The organism is Ruegeria sp. AH3 (genome assembly GCF_056536265.1).
On record NZ_JBQFJL010000001.1, the window covers coordinates 1608335 to 1627493 of the forward strand.

General features: G+C 59.1%; 20 protein-coding genes and 3 pseudogenes. 21 read left to right on the forward strand and 2 right to left on the reverse strand.

What is annotated here, in order from left to right; translation table 11 throughout:
* Positions 1 to 18: 18 nt before the first annotated feature.
* From ACR3EM_RS08040 to ACR3EM_RS08085, 10 genes and pseudogenes are all read left to right on the forward strand, one after another.
* On the forward strand, positions 19 to 768 hold the full coding sequence (locus ACR3EM_RS08040) for an arginase family protein (protein ID WP_170449531.1): 750 nt from the start codon (positions 19 to 21) through the stop codon (positions 766 to 768).
* On the forward strand, positions 761 to 1435 hold the full coding sequence (locus tag ACR3EM_RS08045) for an arginase family protein (RefSeq protein ID WP_170449529.1): 675 nt from the start codon (positions 761 to 763) through the stop codon (positions 1433 to 1435). Before ACR3EM_RS08040 ends, ACR3EM_RS08045 begins: the two co-directional genes overlap by 8 nt.
* Positions 1435 to 2310, forward strand: a complete 876-nt coding sequence (locus ACR3EM_RS08050; protein WP_170449527.1) for an arginase family protein — start codon at positions 1435 to 1437, stop codon at positions 2308 to 2310. Before ACR3EM_RS08045 ends, ACR3EM_RS08050 begins: the two co-directional genes overlap by 1 nt.
* Positions 2307 to 3317: an agmatinase family protein gene (locus tag ACR3EM_RS08055; RefSeq protein WP_170449524.1), complete on the forward strand. Its 1011-nt coding sequence runs from the start codon at positions 2307 to 2309 to the stop codon at positions 3315 to 3317. Before ACR3EM_RS08050 ends, ACR3EM_RS08055 begins: the two co-directional genes overlap by 4 nt.
* A complete protein-coding gene (locus ACR3EM_RS08060; protein WP_170756582.1) occupies positions 3317 to 4009 on the forward strand; it encodes a hypothetical protein in 693 nt (230 codons plus the stop codon). The genes ACR3EM_RS08055 and ACR3EM_RS08060 overlap by 1 nt, the downstream gene beginning before the upstream one ends.
* Positions 4006 to 5451, forward strand: a complete 1446-nt coding sequence (locus ACR3EM_RS08065) for an aldehyde dehydrogenase family protein (protein ID WP_170449520.1) — start codon at positions 4006 to 4008, stop codon at positions 5449 to 5451. Before ACR3EM_RS08060 ends, ACR3EM_RS08065 begins: the two co-directional genes overlap by 4 nt.
* Complete coding sequence (locus ACR3EM_RS08070; protein WP_170449517.1) at positions 5451 to 6647, forward strand: CoA transferase; 1197 nt, start codon at positions 5451 to 5453, stop codon at positions 6645 to 6647. The genes ACR3EM_RS08065 and ACR3EM_RS08070 overlap by 1 nt, the downstream gene beginning before the upstream one ends.
* On the forward strand, positions 6644 to 7471 hold the full coding sequence (locus tag ACR3EM_RS08075) for a citryl-CoA lyase (protein WP_170449515.1): 828 nt from the start codon (positions 6644 to 6646) through the stop codon (positions 7469 to 7471). The genes ACR3EM_RS08070 and ACR3EM_RS08075 overlap by 4 nt, the downstream gene beginning before the upstream one ends.
* Positions 7472 to 7620: 149 nt before the next feature.
* Positions 7621 to 7881 (forward strand): annotated as a pseudogene (locus tag ACR3EM_RS08080) (hypothetical protein); the annotation flags it as partial.
* Between the two features lie 9 nt (positions 7882 to 7890).
* Entirely contained in the window at positions 7891 to 8958 is a 1068-nt protein-coding gene (locus tag ACR3EM_RS08085; RefSeq protein ID WP_170449511.1) for an AbrB family transcriptional regulator, read from the forward strand.
* Here the strand turns inward: ACR3EM_RS08085 and ACR3EM_RS08090 are convergent.
* Positions 8955 to 9213: pseudogene (locus ACR3EM_RS08090) on the reverse strand (integrase core domain-containing protein); the annotation flags it as partial. The gene ACR3EM_RS08085 and the pseudogene ACR3EM_RS08090 overlap by 4 nt on opposite strands.
* 10 nt (positions 9214 to 9223) lie before the next feature.
* Here ACR3EM_RS08090 and ACR3EM_RS08095 point away from each other — a divergent pair.
* Positions 9224 to 9319 (forward strand): annotated as a pseudogene (locus ACR3EM_RS08095) (IS630-like element ISSpo6 family transposase); the annotation flags it as partial.
* Between the two features lie 759 nt (positions 9320 to 10078).
* On the opposite strand, the gene ACR3EM_RS08100 reads toward ACR3EM_RS08095, so the two are convergent.
* Positions 10079 to 10336 carry a hypothetical protein gene (locus ACR3EM_RS08100; RefSeq protein ID WP_170449509.1) on the reverse strand — a complete coding sequence of 86 codons (258 nt, stop codon included), beginning with the start codon at positions 10334 to 10336 and terminating at the stop codon, positions 10079 to 10081.
* Positions 10337 to 10538: 202 nt separating this feature from the next.
* On the opposite strand from ACR3EM_RS08100, the gene ACR3EM_RS08105 reads away from it, so the two are divergent.
* The 10 genes from ACR3EM_RS08105 to ACR3EM_RS08150 all read left to right on the forward strand — a co-directional run bounded on the left by ACR3EM_RS08105 (position 10539) and on the right by ACR3EM_RS08150 (position 19158).
* Positions 10539 to 10856 (forward strand): hypothetical protein, encoded by a 318-nt coding sequence (locus ACR3EM_RS08105; protein ID WP_226892621.1) that lies wholly within the window; start codon positions 10539 to 10541, stop codon positions 10854 to 10856.
* Positions 10857 to 10920: 64 nt separating this feature from the next.
* Positions 10921 to 11499, forward strand: a complete 579-nt coding sequence (locus tag ACR3EM_RS08110; RefSeq protein WP_170449507.1) for a lytic transglycosylase domain-containing protein — start codon at positions 10921 to 10923, stop codon at positions 11497 to 11499.
* Complete coding sequence (locus tag ACR3EM_RS08115; protein WP_170449505.1) at positions 11499 to 11789, forward strand: TrbC/VirB2 family type IV secretion system protein; 291 nt, start codon at positions 11499 to 11501, stop codon at positions 11787 to 11789. The genes ACR3EM_RS08110 and ACR3EM_RS08115 overlap by 1 nt, the downstream gene beginning before the upstream one ends.
* Before the next feature lie 7 nt (positions 11790 to 11796).
* Entirely contained in the window at positions 11797 to 12075 is a 279-nt protein-coding gene (locus ACR3EM_RS08120) for a VirB3 family type IV secretion system protein (protein WP_024096577.1), read from the forward strand.
* Complete coding sequence (locus ACR3EM_RS08125; RefSeq protein ID WP_170449503.1) at positions 12065 to 14431, forward strand: VirB4 family type IV secretion/conjugal transfer ATPase; 2367 nt, start codon at positions 12065 to 12067, stop codon at positions 14429 to 14431. The genes ACR3EM_RS08120 and ACR3EM_RS08125 overlap by 11 nt, the downstream gene beginning before the upstream one ends.
* Before the next feature lie 143 nt (positions 14432 to 14574).
* Positions 14575 to 15723, forward strand: coding sequence for a lytic transglycosylase domain-containing protein (locus ACR3EM_RS08130; protein ID WP_170449501.1), 1149 nt, complete (start codon positions 14575 to 14577; stop codon positions 15721 to 15723).
* On the forward strand, positions 15720 to 16499 hold the full coding sequence (locus ACR3EM_RS08135) for a type IV secretion system protein (protein ID WP_170449499.1): 780 nt from the start codon (positions 15720 to 15722) through the stop codon (positions 16497 to 16499). The genes ACR3EM_RS08130 and ACR3EM_RS08135 overlap by 4 nt, the downstream gene beginning before the upstream one ends.
* A 3-nt stretch (positions 16500 to 16502) precedes the next feature.
* Complete coding sequence (locus tag ACR3EM_RS08140; protein WP_170449497.1) at positions 16503 to 17153, forward strand: VirB8 family type IV secretion system protein; 651 nt, start codon at positions 16503 to 16505, stop codon at positions 17151 to 17153.
* A gap of 3 nt (positions 17154 to 17156) precedes the next feature.
* A complete protein-coding gene (locus ACR3EM_RS08145; protein WP_170449495.1) occupies positions 17157 to 17852 on the forward strand; it encodes a TrbG/VirB9 family P-type conjugative transfer protein in 696 nt (231 codons plus the stop codon).
* Positions 17845 to 19158, forward strand: coding sequence for a TrbI/VirB10 family protein (locus ACR3EM_RS08150; RefSeq protein WP_170449493.1), 1314 nt, complete (start codon positions 17845 to 17847; stop codon positions 19156 to 19158). The genes ACR3EM_RS08145 and ACR3EM_RS08150 overlap by 8 nt, the downstream gene beginning before the upstream one ends.
* Position 19159 lies beyond the last annotated feature (1 nt).

Genomic DNA, 19159 nt, shown 5'->3' on the forward strand with positions numbered 1-19159 from the left:
AATAGCGCGCAGAAACAAATGATAACAACTGGTTATGCTGGCCTGCCATTTGGCGAGATTTCGCAATGCGATGCAGGATCTGTCGGGCTTTTGGGTGTTCCAAGCGAAGTCGATAGCGGGCCACGTTCCGGCGCCTCCTTGGCACCGGATGCGCTGCGCAAGATGACCGGACAGCTTGGAACTAGCCTGCCTGTAAACGGCCGGGATCTGGGTAATCTGGACCTGTCGGGCGATTGGTCCGGCGTATTGAAACAGCTTGTGGCGCAAATGGTGGATCGCGGCATTGTGCCCGTCGTTCTGGGTGGCGCGTCTGATGTCGCCTCTGCTGTACTGGGGGCCTTGCCTGATCTGCCGGTTGTCGCGGCCATGCCACTGGCTCGGCGTGATCTTACAGAACGACCAGCAAACACGATTTGGGTGGGTTTGAATGGCGGGCAACCTGCCGATGTTTGGGATCAGATCGCTCAGCGCACGATGGATTGGCGTACCGCCCGGCGGTTGGATGAAGGGCACGCAGACTTTTCTGACACGCCCGAGCGCACTGTTCTCTGGATCGACATATCGGTCGTTGATCTGGGGCATGCAGCCGGTGCTATCGGCCTTAACCCCGGCGGAATGAAACCCGAAACCTTGGTTTCCGTCATTGGGGCAATGTCCTGCCGCTGGCAGGCGATTGTGATCACTGGCCTTGCGCCTGCCCGCGACACGCGTGGCATGTCGGAATTGGCGGCCATTGAAACCCTGAACGCGGCTTTGCGTCATGGGTGATGCGGCGCAAATACAGTTTGACGGGATCCCCAGTTTTCTGGGCATGCCTGTTGGCGATCTGGAAGACCTCGTGCCTGGGCAAGTCGCGGTAGCAGGATATTTTTGTGACAATCTCGACCGACCAGCGGCAGAGCAACGCTACCTCGCGAGGCAATTACGATACGCCTCCCGGCCCGGAAAGGCCCCCGCGAATGCCATTGACCTGGGGGACGTGAATGTATTTCCGCTTGAGCCGGATAAGCATTTTTCCGCAATTGTCTCGCAATGCGAGGCGGTTCTGGAAACCGGTGCGCGGATGGTGCTGGTTGGCGGAGATTCCAGCGGACTGAAGGCGCTTAGCATCGCGACACAAAAAGTCACAGGTGCGGATGTTCCTGTTATTCCGGTCACAGGGGGCGTTGCGGGGCAATTGTCTCACGCTCAACCGGTCATCCTTTCTGTGGATTTACAAGAGCTTGCGGGCAAATGGGTGTCGCACCCACGTCGCCTGACCGGGATGTCACCTGCACAGATGATCGCGCAAATTGACACTACCCCAGGCAATGTCACCGCCGCAGCAGTTTTCGGACTTGCCCCGGCGTTGGACGATCGTGGCAGAACTGAAACCTGCGCCGCGCTGGCGATCTTACAGGCGGTGACAGAGCGTCTTGAGAAAGGAGCTGGCTGATGCCTTTACGATCGGCCCCATTGCCGCGCATGGCAGGGCAACTGTCGTTCATGCGCGCACAAACCAAAGCAATCGGAGAAGTCAGGCCCGGCGATCTGGCAGTGCTGGGCGTCCCGTTTGAAGACACCAGCGCGCCGCATGCCGGGCAGTCCCTGGCGCCGCGTGCGTTGCGCGAAACCTCGGTCTATTTCGGTTGGCATGCAAACCCACAATTCAGTCACCCGGTAGATGTCGATGCACGTCAGGACATCAGTACCGACGGTCTGCACGAGCGGCTCTGTGACCTCGGAGATATAGCAGCAGGGTCTGAGGACGCGATCCACGCGGCATTGAGAGCAGCAACGCGTCAGATCAGCCGCAATGGTGCCTGCGCCATAATACTGGGTGGGTCGGATCGCATGTCCGAGACAGTGCAGAGCGCGCTGCCTCATTGTCAGACAGCGCAGCTTGGCGGTACGCCAGATAATGCGCGCGACTTTCATGTGGCACCCTTGCCAAATGGGGCGGGTATGACCTGCAGCTTGGATACTGCTGCGGAGCTTGCAGCGTATTCAAGGTGGCGGGATATATCAAAGCCGCTGTTTGTGCGGTTTGATCTCTCGGTGTTTGAAACGTCGATCAGCGCGCTGTGTGATCGGCCCCGTTTGGGGGGGCTTGATCTGGATACGGTGGTGCAATGGCTCAGCGCTCTGGGTCAGCACGAGGTCAGTGCCATCATGTTGACCGGTCTGAACCCGAACAGGCCCGGAATGGGTGTGGTGAAGGTTGGCCAACGACTGATGGTTACGGCTCTTCTGGCATTTATCTATGCGCGCCTCGGATTTGGGATTGAGCATCCGGGTCGCCTAACTTCCAAGGAAAATGTACTGACATGACTGCAGCTAATACAACATTCCACCCGCCCCTGGCTCAACCGGGATATCGGCTGTTTGATGGGCCTTTGCGTGACGTGACCGACGTCAATGCGGATCAGATCGGCGTGGTGGGCATGCCGAGCGACTGGACACATTCCAGCCGCCTTGGCACAAGGTTCGGCCCCGAAGCATTGCGCAGGGCGACAAGTCTTCTGCAATCTTTGCGTCCGCAGGGAGCCAGCTTTGATCCAGACACAAGCCGCCGCACCGTGCCTGCGACCGACTGGCTGATCGATTGCGGCGACGCAGAGATCACAGCGCAAGACGTTGATGCAACGACCGAAGCCATCGCCACAATGACTGAAACGCTGACCGTTGCAGGGGCGATCCCTCTGGCATTGGGTGGTGATCACTACAATAGCTTCCCGGCCTGTCTGGGCTATTCCCGCGGGCTGGCTAAACGTGCACCAAACGCGCGTTTTGGCTATATCCAGATCGACGGTCATCTGGATTTCTCCGACCGGCTGGGCGCGTGGGGCAGCCACAACCACGCAACCAATGCACGCCGGATTTCTGAACTGCCCAACATTGATGTGTCCAATATGGTCTGGATCGGCATCACGGGCTGGGTCGATGGCGGTGATCTCGCGCTCATCGAAGAACAGGGCGGTCGGGTGTTTTCAGCTGGCGATGTGCAAAAACTCGGAGCGCCCGAGGTGATGCGCCAGGCCTTTGCGCATGCCATGCAGGGCTGTGACGAGCTTTATCTGTCCATCGACATCGACGCGATGGACGCGGGCTACCTTCCCGGCACAGGCTCCATCGTGCATAGCGGCATTACACCGCGTCAGTATTACGATCTGCTGGATGGACTGGCCGAGGCCCCCTTGGGCGGGTTGGACATTGTCGAGGTCTCACCCCCGCTTGATCCCTCACAGCGCACGGAATTCCTTTCGGCGGAAATGCTGTTCCGGGTTCTGCGCCGCTTCCGCACTCGACCTTTGAAAGGGCTGGTGACAGAGCAATGATGGACTATATCGGAACCCGTCAACTGGGTGGGCTATCACATGTAGGGCAAATCCTTGCCCCGGCAACCCGACCCTGGATCACGGATCTTGCAGCGCTTTGCCCCTACGAGGGTCTGCAACCCGGTAACCTCCCGGAATTTGAACATGACCCGGATTGGGACAACTGGGCGCTCACTGACAGTCCAAAAGACCCGACCAAACGCCTGAACTGGCATGTGTTTCAACAGGGAGGCACCCGGTATCTGGTGGCCGACCGGATGCTAATGAGCCGCGTTAGCTGGCAGGATCTGGACGATGCCGGGTATGTCTATGGCACAGAGGTGTCCATCGATGGCACTACGTTTCGATGCCGGTTGCTGACCGGTGGTGATACGCCCCGAAATGACCCCTATCAGGGTGCGACTGGGCCCAATGAATGGGATGCGTTGGTGGGCGGTGCCGCCGTGTCAAACGCGCCCCAACCGGACCCAGCCAATGGTGCAGCCCCGCTTCGCCCGGATCACCTGACCTCACCTCATAACCGTTTGTGGAATTGGTTCGGGGCGGTCAGCTGGACCGCCGAACCTGTCGCCAACCGTGCCGATGGGCGGGTATGCCGGGGCTATCACGGCCCGACCTATTTTTATGTGAACACTGTAGACCACCGGCATGAAGATATCGGTTGGCGACCAGTTCTTGAGGAAGTGCAATGACTGTAGACCCCTTTCCCAACTATATCGCCGGAACATGGGCCGCTGGCAGCGATGCTGTTCCAAACATCAACCCATCTGACCTGAATGACACGATTGGCAATTACGCGCAGGCAAGTGCCAACCAGACGGTTGAAGCGATCGAAGCCGCGGCTGCCGCCTTTCCGAAATGGCGCGCGACATCGCCTCTGGTCCGGTTCGAAGCACTGGACCGGATTGGGTCGGAAATCCTTGCCCGTGTGGACGAACTGGGCGACATGCTGGCCCGCGAAGAGGGCAAAACCCTGTCCGAGGCCAAGGCCGAAGCGCATCGTGCCGGGCATTTGTTCAAATATTTCGCGTCTGAGGCGTATCGTGCTACGGGCGACGCTTACCAATCTCTGCGCGAAGGTGTGTCGCTTAAGGTTGTACGCGAGCCGATCGGCGTCGTCGGCGTGATTACGCCCTGGAATTTCCCACTGGCGATCCCGGCATGGAAAATTGCGCCCGCTCTGGCCTATGGCAATACGGTCGTGTTCAAACCTGCCGAACTGGTGCCCGGTTCTGCGTGGATGTTGTCCGACATCATTGCCCGTGCGGGCCTGCCCGAGGGTGTGTTCAACCTTGTAATGGGCAAAGGCCGTGAGGTCGGGGAGGCGATCGTTTCACACCCCAAAGTTTCTGGGGTCACGTTCACCGGCTCCACACCTGTCGGTCGCAATATGGGGGCTGCGCTGTTCGCCCGCGGGGCCAAAATGCAGCTTGAAATGGGGGGCAAGAACCCGCTGGTTGTCCTCAATGATGCGGATCTGGACCTGGCGGTTCACTGCGCTTTACAGGGTAGCTTTTTCTCGACCGGGCAACGATGCACGGCGTCGTCCCGCCTGATCGTCACTGAGGGAATTCACGACGCATTTGTCGACCGTCTTTGTGCGGCCATGAAAGATCTCAGGATCGGTGATGCGCGCGGGCCAGAAACCCAGATTGGCCCGGTGGCCAGCGAGGCGCAGCTGGCTATCGACAAACGATACGTTTCTCAAGCCATGGATGAAGGCGCAACGCTTGCCGCAGGTGGCGGCGAAGTCAGATCCAAAACCCCCGGACATTACTTTGCTCCGGCCTTGTTTACGGGTGTGTCACCACAGGCAGCCGTGGCGCGGGACGAAATCTTTGGACCCATCGCCGCTGTATTGCGCGTGTCGGACTATGATGCTGCCCTTGCTACCTCCAACGACTGCGAATTTGGTTTGTCAGCGGGCATCGTCACGCGGGATGCGGCCAAGATCGAACATTTCACACAGAACGCCGAGGCAGGCATGATACAAGTTAATCTGCCCACAGCAGGCATGGATTTTCACGCGCCATTTACCGGCCGAAAAGGATCATCCTATGGCGCGCCGGAAAAAGGCAGCTATTGCCGCGAGTTTTTCACGGCAGCCAAAGTTGTACACGAAGGGCGCGGATAATGACGCAGGCACCTTTGAAGGGCATTCGCATTCTTGATCTGACCAATGTGCTGGCCGGTCCGTTCTGCTGCCACCACTTGGCGCACTTGGGGGCCGAAGTTATCAAGGTTGAGGCCGCTGGGCGGGGCGATCTCGCCCGCCAACTGGGGGCTGACCCAGAGCTGAACAAGGCCAACATGGGTGTGTCTTTTCTGGCCCAGAACGCGGGTAAGAAATCGGTCACAGTCAACCTGAAGAACGCACGGGGCCGAGAGATTTTTCTAAAACTCGTCGAAACGGCAGATGTTGTGGTGGAAAACTTCCGGCCCGGTGTCATGAAGCGCCTTGGCGTGGGCTACGAGACCCTAAAAGAGGTCAATCCGACGCTGGTCTACTGTGCCATCTCGGGCTTTGGCCAGGAGGGCCCGTGGATCCGCCGCCCGGCCTATGATCAGATCATCCAGGGCACCTCGGGTGTGATGTCGATCACCGGCGGTGGCGAAAGCGCGCCATTGCGCGTTGGGTATCCGGTGGCAGACACGGTGGGCGGTATCACCGCAGCATTCGCGATTTCATCTGCTCTAAACGCCAATCCGCGCGGTACGTTCATTGATGTTTCGATGCTGGAATCGGTGCTGGCGACAATGGGCTGGGTGGTGTCGAACTATCTGATCGCAGGCGTCAATCCGACCGCCAACGGCAATGAGAATCCCACTTCGGCGCCTTCCGGCGCGTTTGAGGCAAAGGGCGGGTTGATCAACATCGCCGCCAACAAGGACCAGCAATGGGAGCTTCTGACTGACCACCTGGGTTTGGCCGCGTTGCGCGAACGTCCTGAATATGCCACGCGTGAGGATCGCAAACGCCACAGGCTGGCTCTGAAAACGGAGCTTGAGGCCGTGCTAAAGACCCGACCACCGCGCGACTGGGCCAAGGAGCTCAATAGTATCGGCGTGCCCTCGGGAGCGGTTTTGACAGTGCCGGAGGTACTGGAAATGCCGCAGGTTGCAGACCGCGGATTTCTTGGCCAGTTTGAAAATGTACCCGGCGTCGGACGAGACATTCAGGTCGCCACGACCGGCATCAAACTGGACGGCAGCGCGCCCACCGTCGATGCGCCACCGCCCACGTTGGGGCAGCACAACACTGAAATCTGGAGTGAGTTAGGGCTTTCACCGGAAGACATTGAAAAACTGGCAAAGGAAGGCGCGATATGACGGACACCGCAGGACGCAAAGATGCCGATGACATGCGCCACTGGTGGCGCACCGCAATTATCGACATGGCGCCAGGGCGGATCGCCTTTCGCGGCCACCCGATCCAGGACCTTATAGGAAATGTCAGCTTTGCTCAGATGATCTGGCTCATGGTGCGGGGCGATATGCCCACGTCAGAACAGGCGGCACTTTTTGAATGTGCGCTGGTGGCGGGCGTGGATCACGGTCCGCAAGCGCCTTCGATAGCTGCCGCCCGCATGGCAGCGACCTGCGGGCTTGGGCTCAACAACGTCATGGCCACCGGGGTCAACATGTTGGGTGACGTGCATGGCGGCGCTGGTGAACAATGCGCCGAACTTTATCTCGACGTCGCCAAACGGATCGATGACGGCGCCGAACAGGACGCTGCCGTCCGCGACGGTATCGCCGTCTGGCGTGAGGAAAATGGCAAAATTGTCTCGGGCTTTGGCCACCGGTTCCACAAACCCGTCGATCCCCGCGCACCAAGGTTGATGGAGCTGGTACGCGAGGCCGCGAAGTCTGGTACGGTGGATGGGCGGTTTGCCGACATCGGTGAGGCGGTTCAGGCGGAAATCGGACGCAAGCGCGGTACTGAGATCGCAATGAATATAGATGGGGCCACGGCTGTTATCTTTTGCGAGCTGGGCTTTCCACCCCCGCTCTCCCGCGGTCTGTTCTGTCTCTCCCGCTCGGTAGGCGTCTTGTCTCATGGCTGGGAACAAATGCAGCAGGGCGGCCGGAACAAAGGGCCAATGCCCCCGCGGTATCTGCCGGAATACATTGGTGTCAAATCGGAGAGCTAAACCGATGAAACCTCTGAAGACCGCAGTTATCGTTTGCGGTCGGATCAGCGACATCTATTTTAAAACACTGGCAAAATATGACGCGGTTGAAGTTGTGGCCTGTGCCAGGCTGCGCACCGCAGATCGAGGGGCACCTGTCAGGTATCAAAGGTCGCGTAATCGCTATGAACATCGATGGCGCGACCGCCGCAATTTACGCCGAGCTTGGCTTTAAAGCCCAACTCGCGCGTGGGCTGTTCTGCCAGTCTCGGTCAGTGGGCATCCTGGTACACGCCTGGGAGAAGACCCAGCAAGGCAGTCGGAACAAAGGCCCGTTGCCCACGGGGACCCTTGGACCTACTTCAAACCCGACATGCGCCGACGCAGCTGGCAGGCTTTCCACTTTCCAAAAGAAGTGGAAAAATAGATAGGGACACGCCATGCTAACACTGCCAACATTGCCAGCCCTCGGGCTCTCGGTTCTATCGCTTGCGGTTGGTGCTGCCGGAGCTTTGGTTGGCTACTTGGTTAATCTCCCGCTCTATATGCTGACGGGACCAGCGGTGCTGGTCTCGGTCCTGTCGCTGTTCGGGATGCGCCTTGGTATTGCGCCGCTGCTGCGCGACATCGCATTCCTGTTTATAGGAATTGGTATTGGGGCCGGCGTGAATGCAGAGGCGGCAGCTGCGATGCTGAGTTGGCCGCTTGCCTTTGTGGCATTGGCAATCATGCTGGTTCTGGCCATGATCTTGTGCCGCACCTTGTTGGTGAATGGATTCGGATTTGATCAGCGCAGTGCGGTTTTGGCGTCTGCACCGGGCCACCTAAGTTTCGTGATAGCCTTGGGCGAGACTCACGGCGTAAATCTGACGCAGGTAACTGTTGTACAATCAGTACGGGTACTGCTGCTAACACTAGCAGTTCCGGCGCTCGCAGCGCTGATGGGGTTGGACCTGTCTCAGGGCATGACCCCGGATGGGGATACTCTGAGCGCAGGCTATATCGCGGCGTTGGTCGTTCTGTCTCTAATCGCAGGTTGGGTGCTGGAGCGATTCCGCGTCCCTGCGCCGCTCCTCATCGGCGCAATGCTAGTTTCCTCTGTGGGGCATTTGTCAGATCTCTCTCCCGGTATTCTTGAGCCAAGAATTACTATGGCTTGTTTGGTGCTGATGGGCACACTAATTGGCTGCCGCTTTGGCGGCACAAGACCTGTGATGCTGTTTCGATATGCGGGCGGCGGGGTGGCGATCACGGTGTTGACCACGGCGCTTTCTGTCGGGTTCGCGGTCCCAGTGTCGATGTTTTTGAATATGCCCTTGCCCCATGTTTTGGTCGCTTTTGCACCCGGGGGGCTCGAGACCATGATAGTCATGGGGGCGGTGCTTGGCGCCAACCCGGGCTTTGTCGCAGCCTGCCATGTGGGCCGACTGCTGGTTCTGAGCGTGCTCATCCCGTTCATGGCCGCGCGGGTGCGGGATGAGCCTGCCCCCGTTTCACCGAACACCTAAGCGGTTTCGGTTTTGGCCCTGAAGAACTCGTGAGGCGATTTCCATTTCAGGCCGCTGTGTGGATGGTTTTCGTTATAGTCTTCGATCCAGTCTCCTATCAATTTCTAAGTGGTTTCTGCATCAGGCAAGGGTTCACACGGACGTAGTCGCGCTTGAGCGTCTTCACAAGCCGTTGGACTGCGGACTGGCCACCGGCGTGAAGCAGGGCTTCAACCCTAGCTGGCGGGCAAAGATGCGGGTGTCCTTGGCCGTGAACCCGATCTAGATGGCCTTCTCAAAGCTCAAAGCACACCTGCGTAGGATCGGGGCGCGGACCTTCACCGTGATGTTCGACGCAGTCGCTGAAATTTGCGACCTCTACGGCACACATTCGATGCGCCGTACAAAAAGCTGCGGAGATCTACCGCAAAACGGGGAACCTCCGCGCAGTCCAGCTTTTGCTTGGTCATACGAGGGTCGACAGCACAGTTCTATACTTGGGCGTCGAGCACGAAGATGCCCTTAGCATCGCGGAGAAGATTGACATCAAACCAATCGGCGAACGGCCTTTGCCGTTCGCCTCGGGGCGGAGACGACAACCAGGAAAATGCGATCCGGTTCGGGTTGGCAATCTTCTCCATCGTCCATGTCGGTCTGAATGAACTTCTTCGGCGTCATCCAGCCTATGGGTTTAATAATCAGAGCCCATGGGGTTTGATCTTGCTGACAGGTGTCCTCTGCGTGGCAAATCTTCTCGCCTTTACGGACTTATGAAATGGGCGATTGTTTGCAACATTTCATCCTAATCCCATGCACCAGATATCGGAACTAACCACCAAAGAAGCCCTCGATTGGATTCCGCAAAAACAGCCATCGCAAAGACAGCAACGAAAATCTAGTTTGTCCACGCCTCGCTGATTCCGGCTCCGTGCTGCGAAGGGGTTTTTCTTGATTTGGCGTCTCAAGACGAGATTGAGCGGCTGCTTTGGTGAAACGGGCTGCATCGCAGCGACGTGTACGTCGCATGCGCGAAGCAATGCTGCAACAGCGAAGGCCGAAAACGGAATGTCGGCAAAGTCCGCGTTGGCGACCTTCGCGGCAGCCTTATTGAACGGCAGCTTTCTCTACGTGAGGACGGGTATCATTTCCTCAGGTCGTCCAGGAACTCCAGAACGCGCGCATAGTCTCCACTGACCTCGCGCGCTTGTTCGAAGACCTCACGCCGCTGCTGATCTAGGCATCGGAAGTACTGCTCAACATCGGTGAAATACGTCTCCGCATCCCGCCTCAAAAGGTCCGCAAAGGCCCTAACATGATCGGCATTGGTCGGCATCCAGGGCGGCGCAGGCGGCAGGCAACTGCCCGCGATCGCGGCAGACCCCCAGCTCAGAACGGCCATAACCGCCCATGTTTGTTTCAAAAGCCCCATATTATCTTGGCTAAGCCACTCCGTTGCAGTAAATTTGTTTCAACGCATGAAGGGCGCAATAACTCAAATTGCACCTATTGATTGCAAGATTATAATATTGTATCGGTTCGGTAGTCCATGAGGGACTGCCGGGCTAATGCACAATTCTGCAAGGCTCGATCCTATGAATTTGATGCAAGACGCCCCTAATGTTGTCAGTGAAGACGGGCTGCGCACACTACTTGCCGAGGGTCATTCGGCGGATGTTGTGTGCCGGGTTACGCCCAAACGTACAGGTGCTCAGTGGTCCGGAGTTTGGACCGTGCATTGCGTCTCGCCAGATGGCGAGACGCGTCGCCTGCTCGTCACCGCGCGTAACAACATGGCGGCCCGAGAGTTTAAGACAATCAACGGCTTATCCAGCTTCCTCGCCGGGCTTGGTGTTTCGATCGTCTCGATCCCCATGTTCGAAGGCAAGATCGCCTCTCACAAGTTGGACGACGCGGGCTAAGCCACTTGCCGTCTTCGCAGCATTCCTAGCTGCCCCGGCCTATTCCGAAGGCTTCGTGCTTTCCATGCGAGCCGATGGCCAGCTGGAGACCAAATCCCCCCAATCAGGTTTTGCGCAAAGCTATGTCGACGGGATTGGAGCAAACCCATCAGAGCTGATCGTGTTCGCAGCGCCTCAGCCTGAAGATCCGCCTCCTGCATCCACCCGCGCGGTTCCCCGCCCCGAGATCCTCACAGCCCTTGAAAGCACCGCGCAACGCTATGGCGGACACCCCGCACTACGCCGCGCTGGCCTGTCCGTGACGGAGTGGCAGGTGCTCTTCCAAGCCAATATTGAGATTGAAAGCGCCTATCGCCCGAATGCGCGCAGCTCCGCAGGTGCTATCGGCCTCGGACAGCTGATGCCAGCGACGGCCGCGCAGCTCGGCGTCGATCCGCATGACTGGCAGGCCAATCTGGATGGCTCCGCCCGTTACCTTCTGATGATGCTGGCGCAGTTCGGCACGCCCGAACTCGCGCTCGCTGCCTATAACGCCGGACCAGACGCGGTCGCGCGCTATGGCGGCATCCCTCCTTACCGAGAAACCCAAAACCACGTGCGCCGGGTCATGGCTGTGCGTGACCGACTGACTGGAGCCTCCTGATGCACATTCAATTCCGCACGATCCTGTCGCTGGCTCTGGTCAGCTTGATGTTTGCCAACCCCGCCTTTGCGCAAAGCATCGACCTCTCCCCGGTGCAAAACCTGCTGCAAGGCATTGTCGACACGATCACCGGCCCCTTGGGCATAGTCATCGGCACCTTGGCCCTGATCGGTGTGTTCCTCTCCTGGCTCTTCGGCATTCTGGATTTCCGCCAGGCTCTTTGGGTGCTGGTCGCCATTGCGGGGATCGCGGCTGCACCGACCATCGTGACCGCGATCTGGGGCGCGTAAATCTGACATGGCAACGCAAACCCGCCTCTTCCTGGGCCTGATCCGGCCGCCAAAGCTCATCGGCTTGCCGATCATGTATGCCATGGTTTGGCTCTTCGGGTTTGTGTTGCTGTTTCTTTGGGTTCAGAGCTGGCCGGTGATCATCATCGCCGCTCTGGCCTATCCCGCGCTTTGGAAAGCGGCGGATTGGGATCCGGCCTTTCTTGAGGTGATGGTCACTGCCCTGCAAGAAACGCCCCCGACGCCAAATCGAAAGATCCATTCGGGGGACAGCTATGCTCCGTGATCCTTCGGATGATCTTGCAACGCTGCCAGACTGGGCGCGCAAAGAGCGCCCGATGGCCAGCATGCTGCCCTATGTCAGCCTGGTGAATGACGTGACGATCCGCACGCGCGGCAATGCTTTGTTCCAATGCCTCCGCCTCGATGGGGTCAACAGCATGACCAGCGATGACGCGCATCTGGAGAAGATCCGCGCGCTTTTCGCGGCGATCATCGCGCAGATCGGACCAGAGTACAGTTTCTACATTCACAAGGTCTCAAAAGCGATCGAGACCGCCTTGCCACCGGTTCGCGAGGAAGGGTTTGCGCAAGCGCTGGATACCCGCTGGCAAACGGCGATGGCGCGGGCGGGTCTGCGGGACAAGACCCTCACGCTCACGGTGCTGAAACGTCCTCCCCTCGGTGCACGGCTGCGCCTGAAGCGATCAGACTCAATCACACAAATTAAAGACCGGACAGCCAAGCAGATGCGTAAGCTCGAGGAGGTCGTCGGGTTTCTGCTGTCGTCTTTTGCAGAAATGAACCCGCATCTGCTTGGGGCCGAAAGCGGCGAGCTACTCGGGTTCCTTGGGGCGCTCAATATTGGCCAGGAACGACCGCTCTTCGCAAAATCCCGCTTTGGCATCATCGCTGAGGATGTGGCCAACACCCGCGTCACGTTTCAGGGGCGAGGCTTCACGTTGGACGATGGGACGGCAGGTAAGCGGTTCGGCACCAGCTTTGCCATCAAGACCTACCCGGCCAAAACCAGCTGCACGATGTTCGATGAGCTGAACCTGCCTGTCGACATGGTGGTTTCGCATTCTTTCACACCTATCAACAGCAACATCATGGCCAGCCGGATCAAGCGCCAACAGCGCCTAATGAAGGCCAGCGATGACGGCGCGATTTCCCTCGCCGAAGAACTGGTCGACGCGCTGGACGACTTGGAATCCAGGCGCCTCAGCTTTGGCGATCATCACATGACAGTGACGGTTTTCGCCGAGACCGAGGAAAAACTGGAAGCCATTGCAGCCGAGGTGCGCAACATCGCGGCCAGTGAAGGCGTCAATCTGGTGAATGAGAGCTTTGCGGCTCGGACGCATTATTTCGCGCAGCATCCGGGCAATGGGCAGATGCGAAGCCGTAAGGCCGCCATCACCAACACGAACTTTGCCGACCTCGCGGCACTACATCGCGGTCAACTGGGCAAGCCGGGTGATAGAGTGCCTTGGGGTAAGCCGATTACCCTGTTTCCAACACCTGAACGCTCGGGCTTCCTGTTCAACTACCATGAGATGGGTCAGCCAGACAAAGAGCCGACGGGCGGGCACACCTTGATCCTCGGCCGTCCTGGCTCAGGCAAGTCAGTGCTGTCGGCCTTCCTCATGACCCAAGCCCGTCGCTGCGACGCACGCGTCTTTGTCTTTGACTATCGCGCGGGCATGGAAATGGCCGTGCGGGCCAATGGCGGGCGCTACAGCGCCATCAAGGCGGGTGAAGCGACCGGCCTCAACCCACTGCGCACTGAAATCGACGGGCGCGGGCAAGCCTGGCTGTCCGATTGGCTCGCCACGCTGATGCATCGCGCCGACAAGCCCTTGAGCCCGGTTCAGATCAACCGCGTCCAAGAGGTAGTGCGCCAGAACGCCGGGGCGAGCGATGCCGCCCTTCGTAACTGGCAGGATTTGGCGTCGCTATTTGTAGCGGGAGCTGACGAAGGGGATCTGTTCGAGCGGATACAGGAATGGACCGCAGATGGTCGCTATGGCTGGATCTTCGGTCAAAGCGCTGAGGATACCTTCTCGCTCGACGGAGATGTCGTGGGGTTCGACCTGACCGGCATTCTCGACAGCGAAAGCGAGAAGGAACGCATGGCGGTCCTCTCTTACCTGTTTCGGCGGGTCGAACGAGTGATCGAGGACCGCAAGCCGACACTGATCATCATTGATGAAGCCTGGAAAGCGCTCGACAACCCGTATTTTGCCGACCGGCTGAGCAACTGGCTGGTCACGGCACGGAAACAGAATGCCGTCGTCGTGATGATGACCCAATACGCAAGCCAGCTTGAGAAAACCCGCACCGGCAAAACGATCGTCGAGGCTGTGCCGACGCAGCTTCTGCTACCCAACATTCGGGCCTCGGCCAGCGATTACACCATGCTGGGACTTTCTGAGAAAGAGCTCAGCGTTTTGCTTGGCACGGGCAGCAACTCACGCTTGGCTCTGGTGCGCGATGACCTGGGCTCGGTGGTGATCGACGCTGATCTCAGCGCCCTTGGCCCCTACCTCACGATCCTTGGCGGCATGGAAAAAGGCGAAGCGCTGGTCGGCGCGGATTACCGCCAAAACCCCGATTTTTGGAGACAGATTGATGCGTAGACTGTGCGTTCTAACCCTCACCCTTTTGACCCTGACAGCCTGCGCGGAATACCGGCCGTCAGAAGCTGAATGCTTCAACTCCTTTGCCGAGGTCAGCCGCAGTAACTGCAATTTCGAGTTGCTCGGGCCGATTGGTTCGCTGCATGAATAGCCTCCGCCCGCATATCCTTGCGGGTTTGGTGTGGCTCAACGCGCCAATGGCCTGTGCCCAAGGTGTGCCCACCTTTGATGCAGGCATGTTCTTTCAGCGCGAGCGCGTGTTGCAGCAGGGCGAACAAGATCTGGCACTGCAGCGGGATCGTTTGACCAAAGAGGAAGAGCTTGAAGAGCTCGAGCAGGAACAACTCCAGGTGCTGGAAGACATCCTTGATGCCACGACGTTGGCCAGCGGGAACTCAGGCGCACTGGTCGCAAGCCTAGAAGCTGGTTCAACACCTGAAAGCGCCGCAGGCACGCTCTATGGTTCGGTCGATCCGAACCCCGGCGCAGCCCAGATGTTCGGCGATGCCTCCGGTTCGATTGAGCAGCTGATCATTCGTGCCGCCCAAGAAACGCACCATATGTCCGGCGTGCGCGCTGCCGGTCTGTCGCCCAAGCAATGGCGCTGTCTGTTGCAGGCGCTGATCTGGCAAGAAAGCCGCTTCACCATCGGCGCGCGCTCGCCTGTTGGTGCATTTGGCCTGACCCAGATCATGCCCGGTACGGCGCAGGATCTCGGGATTTACCCGGCCTACTACGAAAACCCGTACATCCAGGTCACCGGCGGCGCGCGCTATCTGGCGCAGATGCTGGCCATGTTTGATGGCAACATCATTCACGGGCTGGCCGCCTACAATGCCGGTCCCGGCAATGTGCAGCGCTACGGCGGTGTTCCGCCCTTCGCTGAAACCCAACACTACGTTCAGGTGATCCCCGAGCGTTTTAATCTCTACCTTGCCCGCGTGGGCGGCGTCGACGCGCTTGGCACCATTGATCCAGTTTTGCTCGCCAACTCCACAATGAACCTGACCTCATTCGGCGCAGGGGTCTATGGCGATTACTCCTTGGTCTCCGTGCAAGCGGCCGCGTTGCGCGTGCAGGACATCATCAGGCGCATTGGCGAGACAGATGACATTCACGCGGCGATGTCGCTCAACACCTACGCGCGGGCCGAACTCGCCCGCCTGATCGCCATCCGCACGCGCCTCAAGGCCGCCCACACCCGCCCGCTCAGCGCAGCAGGGCTGGCCATGGCGGCCGCGCAGGCCCGCGAACAAGACTTCATGCAATTCGATCTGGAGGTACTCCGATGATCCGCTTTCTTTCTGCCGTAGCCACCTGCGCGTTGCTGGTTGCCTCACCCCTATTTGCCCAAGGTGTCCCCACGGTCGACACGCGCAACATCGCGCAGGAAATTCGTCAACTGCAGCAGATGCTGGAGGATTTCGGGATCCAGACCGACCAGCTCGACACGCTTCTCGAGCAGCTCGATCTGGTGCAGCAGCAACTCGACACGCTTAACGAGACCTACGCAGCCCTGACCGGCGCGACGGATATCATCGAGATGGCCATGGGCGGTGATCTGGATGGTCTCTTAGACCAAGAATTCGGCGATCTTCTTGGCACCATACGGCAAATCCAGAGCGGCGATTTCAGCGGCCTCATCGGCAACGCGGCCCCTCAGATGGAAGGCCGCATGACGCAAGCCCTGGAAGACGCAGGCTTTGACCAAGACAGCCTGTCTGACATGGCCAGCAGCGGCAATCCGGGCGCGGAACGCATTGCCAGCCAGGCGGGCACCGGGGCAGTGATGTCCGCAGCCGCTGAGAACAGCTATGACGAGGCCGCGCAATCCCTTGAACGGGTCGAGCAACTGGTCTCACTGATCCCCGACATGGAAACGCTCAAGGAAGCGGTCGACCACAACACCCGCGTCACCGCTGAGCTGGCCATCGCCATGACCCGCATGTGGGAACTTGAAGCCATACAGACCGTTGGCGCGGGACAATCCGGGGTGGTGGATGCCGCCACCCTGGCCGAAGAGCGGCGCTATATGGACTTCACCCTGCCAGATCTGCGCGCGGACTGATCCATGAGCAGCGAGGCAGAAATCATCGAAGAAGAGCTCGTCTACGGCGCCCGAAGACGCGAGCTCTTGTGGCAGAAGCTGGGGCTGACAGGCATGGCGTTTGGCATGGCAGGTTGCCTCTCCGCTGCTCTTGTCGCCCTGCTCGACGTGGACCCGCCGCCCATGATCGTGCCCTTTGATAGCGAAACCGGCATGGCCCTCCCCAATGCCGTGGTTGAAGCGGTCTCACTCACGGAACGCCCCGCTATCATCGAGGCGCAGGTCTACCGCTATGTCATCGATCGAGAGACATACAATCAGCTCGACAATGACGTACGCGTGCGGCGGGTCCTGGACCAGTCGGACGGCGCGGCCGTTGCAGGGCTGCGCGCTCTTTGGACCAGCGGCCATGAGGCCTATCCACCGGACAGCTACGGCACAGATGCGCGGCTTGATGTTGAGGTTCTGTCGATCACTCATATCAGCGCCAACCGTGCCCAGGTGCGTCTGCGTAAGCGGCTAAATTCACCGCGCGGCAGTCAAAACGGGCTCTTCACCGCAACCCTGATGTTTGAGTTTCGGCCTGAGAACAGCCGGTCGATCGACGATGTCTGGCAGAATCCTTTCGGCTTCACTGTCACTGAATATGCGATCCGCTCGGATCGATTGGAGTAGCCAATGCGCCGCCTGTTCCTGACCCTCGCCTTCCTAATTTCACTTGCTGGCACCGCCTATGCAGAAATCCAGCCTCGCCAAGGCCCCTATGATGCCCGCGTCAGGCTGGCTACCTATCAGGATGGGCAGGTCTATCGCATCCGCACCAGCCTGACCCATGTCACCAGCATCGAATTTGGCCAAGGCGAAACAATCCGCTCAATCATTGCAGGTGACACAGAAGGGTTCCTTCTCGACGGCGTGCCCGGAGGCCAGGCCTTTGCAATCAAGCCCGTTACACGCGGCGCACATACCAACATCACCGTCTATACCAACCGACGCAGCTACTACTTCAATGTCACTGAGGCGAGTTCACCGACGTTCTATGTCATCCGCTTCACCTATCCCGAAGCGGCTCCTCGGCAAACGCGTGTGGCTGCCACTGCGCCAGCAAACCATGCCTACGGCGTCAGCGCACGATCCGAGATCACCCCGCGCGAAATCTGGGACGACGGAACCTTCACCTACTTCCGCTTTGCTGCGAACGCGCCGTTGCCCGCAATCTTTCGCTGGTCCGGCGGCAATGAGCGCAGCGTGAATGCGCTCGCGCGGCCGGACGGCGTGATCCGCGTGTCAGGTGTCAGCGATCGATGGGTTTTAAGACTTGGTGAGATCGAGATCTGCGTCCAAGAGATGAGCGAGGCAGATCACAATGAGTGAAACAGCTGAGCTTAAGAAACGCCTCGAAGCGCTTGAAGGAAAACCACAAAACCGAAAATCGTGGCCGTCCGCTGTCACTATTGCCCTTGGCATTGGGGCGATCGTGGCCCTTGGCGGCCTCTTGATTTTGTTCTCTGGCGGCGCTGAACCCGACAGCCTCGAGACCGCCTCACCAGATGAATTTCAGGCGGCTGGACCGGGTTTTGGCGCGCTAGATCCCACGCCAGCACCGAACGACACATCCCCACCCCCGGAGCCGGAACCAGACAGCGAAACAGTAGAGTTGCGCGCGCAAATGGACGCCATGCGGTCCGAGCTTGAAGCCCTACGCAACGCACCAGCACCTGAAGCCCCAACCATCGACACTGAAGCGCTGAATAACTTGGGCGCAGAGATTGACGCTCTGCGCAGCGAGGCAGCCGCAACGCAAGCCGCGTTGCGCGAGGAGTTGGAGGAACGCGCACGGCAAATCCAGCGGCTACAGAACGATCTAGAGCTTGCACGCCTGGAAACCCCGCGCACGCCCGCACCAACCGGCCCCACGGCCGATAAACTGCGTCTTCAGGAGCTCGAGCGGCGGCGGCAAGCCGAACTTGAGGAACTGCAAGCCCGTATTGCTAGCCCAATTATCGCCTTTGGCGGTTCGGGCACCGGCAATGCAGAGACCGCCGCCCAGCAGCGGCGGCTTGATGGCGACACAGACTTTGTCCGCAATGGCGCTGAACCCGCTGAGGTGACGCAGGCCCAGTTGATCGTGAACCCGTCAAACACAGTTGTTCAGGGCACGATGATCCAGGCCGTGCTTGAGACCGCAATCGACAGCTCGCTCGCCGGTCAGGTCCGTGCGATGGTATCGGAAGATGTCCACGCTTATGACGGCTCAAGGATCCTTATCCCACGCGGCGCGCGTCTGATCGGGAGGTATCATTCTGGCCTCGATATTGCGCAGCAACGCGTGACCATCGCTTGGGACCGGATCATTCTGCCCAGCAACCAGACCGTTGAAATCAGCGCTTTCGGTGGTGATGAACTGGGGCGGTCTGGCACGACCGGCTTTGTCGACAGCCGCTTTGGCACGCGGTTTGGGTCAGCCGCCCTGATATCTCTGATCGGAGCATTGCCCGCCGTGGCAGCCCAGAACACCGAAGATGAGATCACTTCTGATGTTCTGGAAGGCATTGGCGAAGACCTTCAGGACAGCGCGCAAAGCGTGATTGGCGAATACCTCTCCGTCTCGCCTGTGATCTATGTCGACCAAGGAGCCCGCGTCACAGTGATGGTCGACCGCGATCTGGAGATCTTCTGAT

Excerpts from the sequence above, each read along its gene's own strand:
- ACR3EM_RS08040 (WP_170449531.1), top strand. The coding sequence starts at position 19 with ATGATAACAACTGGTTATGCTGGCCTGCCATTTGGCGAGATTTCGCAA.
- ACR3EM_RS08045 (WP_170449529.1), top strand. The coding sequence starts at position 761 with ATGGGTGATGCGGCGCAAATACAGTTTGACGGGATCCCCAGTTTTCTG.
- ACR3EM_RS08050 (WP_170449527.1), top strand. The coding sequence starts at position 1,435 with ATGCCTTTACGATCGGCCCCATTGCCGCGCATGGCAGGGCAACTGTCG.
- ACR3EM_RS08055 (WP_170449524.1), top strand. The coding sequence starts at position 2,307 with ATGACTGCAGCTAATACAACATTCCACCCGCCCCTGGCTCAACCGGGA.
- ACR3EM_RS08060 (WP_170756582.1), top strand. The coding sequence starts at position 3,317 with ATGGACTATATCGGAACCCGTCAACTGGGTGGGCTATCACATGTAGGG.
- ACR3EM_RS08065 (WP_170449520.1), top strand. The coding sequence starts at position 4,006 with ATGACTGTAGACCCCTTTCCCAACTATATCGCCGGAACATGGGCCGCT.
- ACR3EM_RS08070 (WP_170449517.1), top strand. The coding sequence starts at position 5,451 with ATGACGCAGGCACCTTTGAAGGGCATTCGCATTCTTGATCTGACCAAT.
- ACR3EM_RS08075 (WP_170449515.1), top strand. The coding sequence starts at position 6,644 with ATGACGGACACCGCAGGACGCAAAGATGCCGATGACATGCGCCACTGG.
- ACR3EM_RS08085 (WP_170449511.1), top strand. The coding sequence starts at position 7,891 with ATGCTAACACTGCCAACATTGCCAGCCCTCGGGCTCTCGGTTCTATCG.
- ACR3EM_RS08100 (WP_170449509.1), bottom strand. The coding sequence starts at position 10,336 with ATGGCCGTTCTGAGCTGGGGGTCTGCCGCGATCGCGGGCAGTTGCCTG.
- ACR3EM_RS08105 (WP_226892621.1), top strand. The coding sequence starts at position 10,539 with ATGCAAGACGCCCCTAATGTTGTCAGTGAAGACGGGCTGCGCACACTA.
- ACR3EM_RS08110 (WP_170449507.1), top strand. The coding sequence starts at position 10,921 with ATGCGAGCCGATGGCCAGCTGGAGACCAAATCCCCCCAATCAGGTTTT.
- ACR3EM_RS08115 (WP_170449505.1), top strand. The coding sequence starts at position 11,499 with ATGCACATTCAATTCCGCACGATCCTGTCGCTGGCTCTGGTCAGCTTG.
- ACR3EM_RS08120 (WP_024096577.1), top strand. The coding sequence starts at position 11,797 with ATGGCAACGCAAACCCGCCTCTTCCTGGGCCTGATCCGGCCGCCAAAG.
- ACR3EM_RS08125 (WP_170449503.1), top strand. The coding sequence starts at position 12,065 with ATGCTCCGTGATCCTTCGGATGATCTTGCAACGCTGCCAGACTGGGCG.
- ACR3EM_RS08130 (WP_170449501.1), top strand. The coding sequence starts at position 14,575 with ATGAATAGCCTCCGCCCGCATATCCTTGCGGGTTTGGTGTGGCTCAAC.
- ACR3EM_RS08135 (WP_170449499.1), top strand. The coding sequence starts at position 15,720 with ATGATCCGCTTTCTTTCTGCCGTAGCCACCTGCGCGTTGCTGGTTGCC.
- ACR3EM_RS08140 (WP_170449497.1), top strand. The coding sequence starts at position 16,503 with ATGAGCAGCGAGGCAGAAATCATCGAAGAAGAGCTCGTCTACGGCGCC.
- ACR3EM_RS08145 (WP_170449495.1), top strand. The coding sequence starts at position 17,157 with ATGCGCCGCCTGTTCCTGACCCTCGCCTTCCTAATTTCACTTGCTGGC.
- ACR3EM_RS08150 (WP_170449493.1), top strand. The coding sequence starts at position 17,845 with ATGAGTGAAACAGCTGAGCTTAAGAAACGCCTCGAAGCGCTTGAAGGA.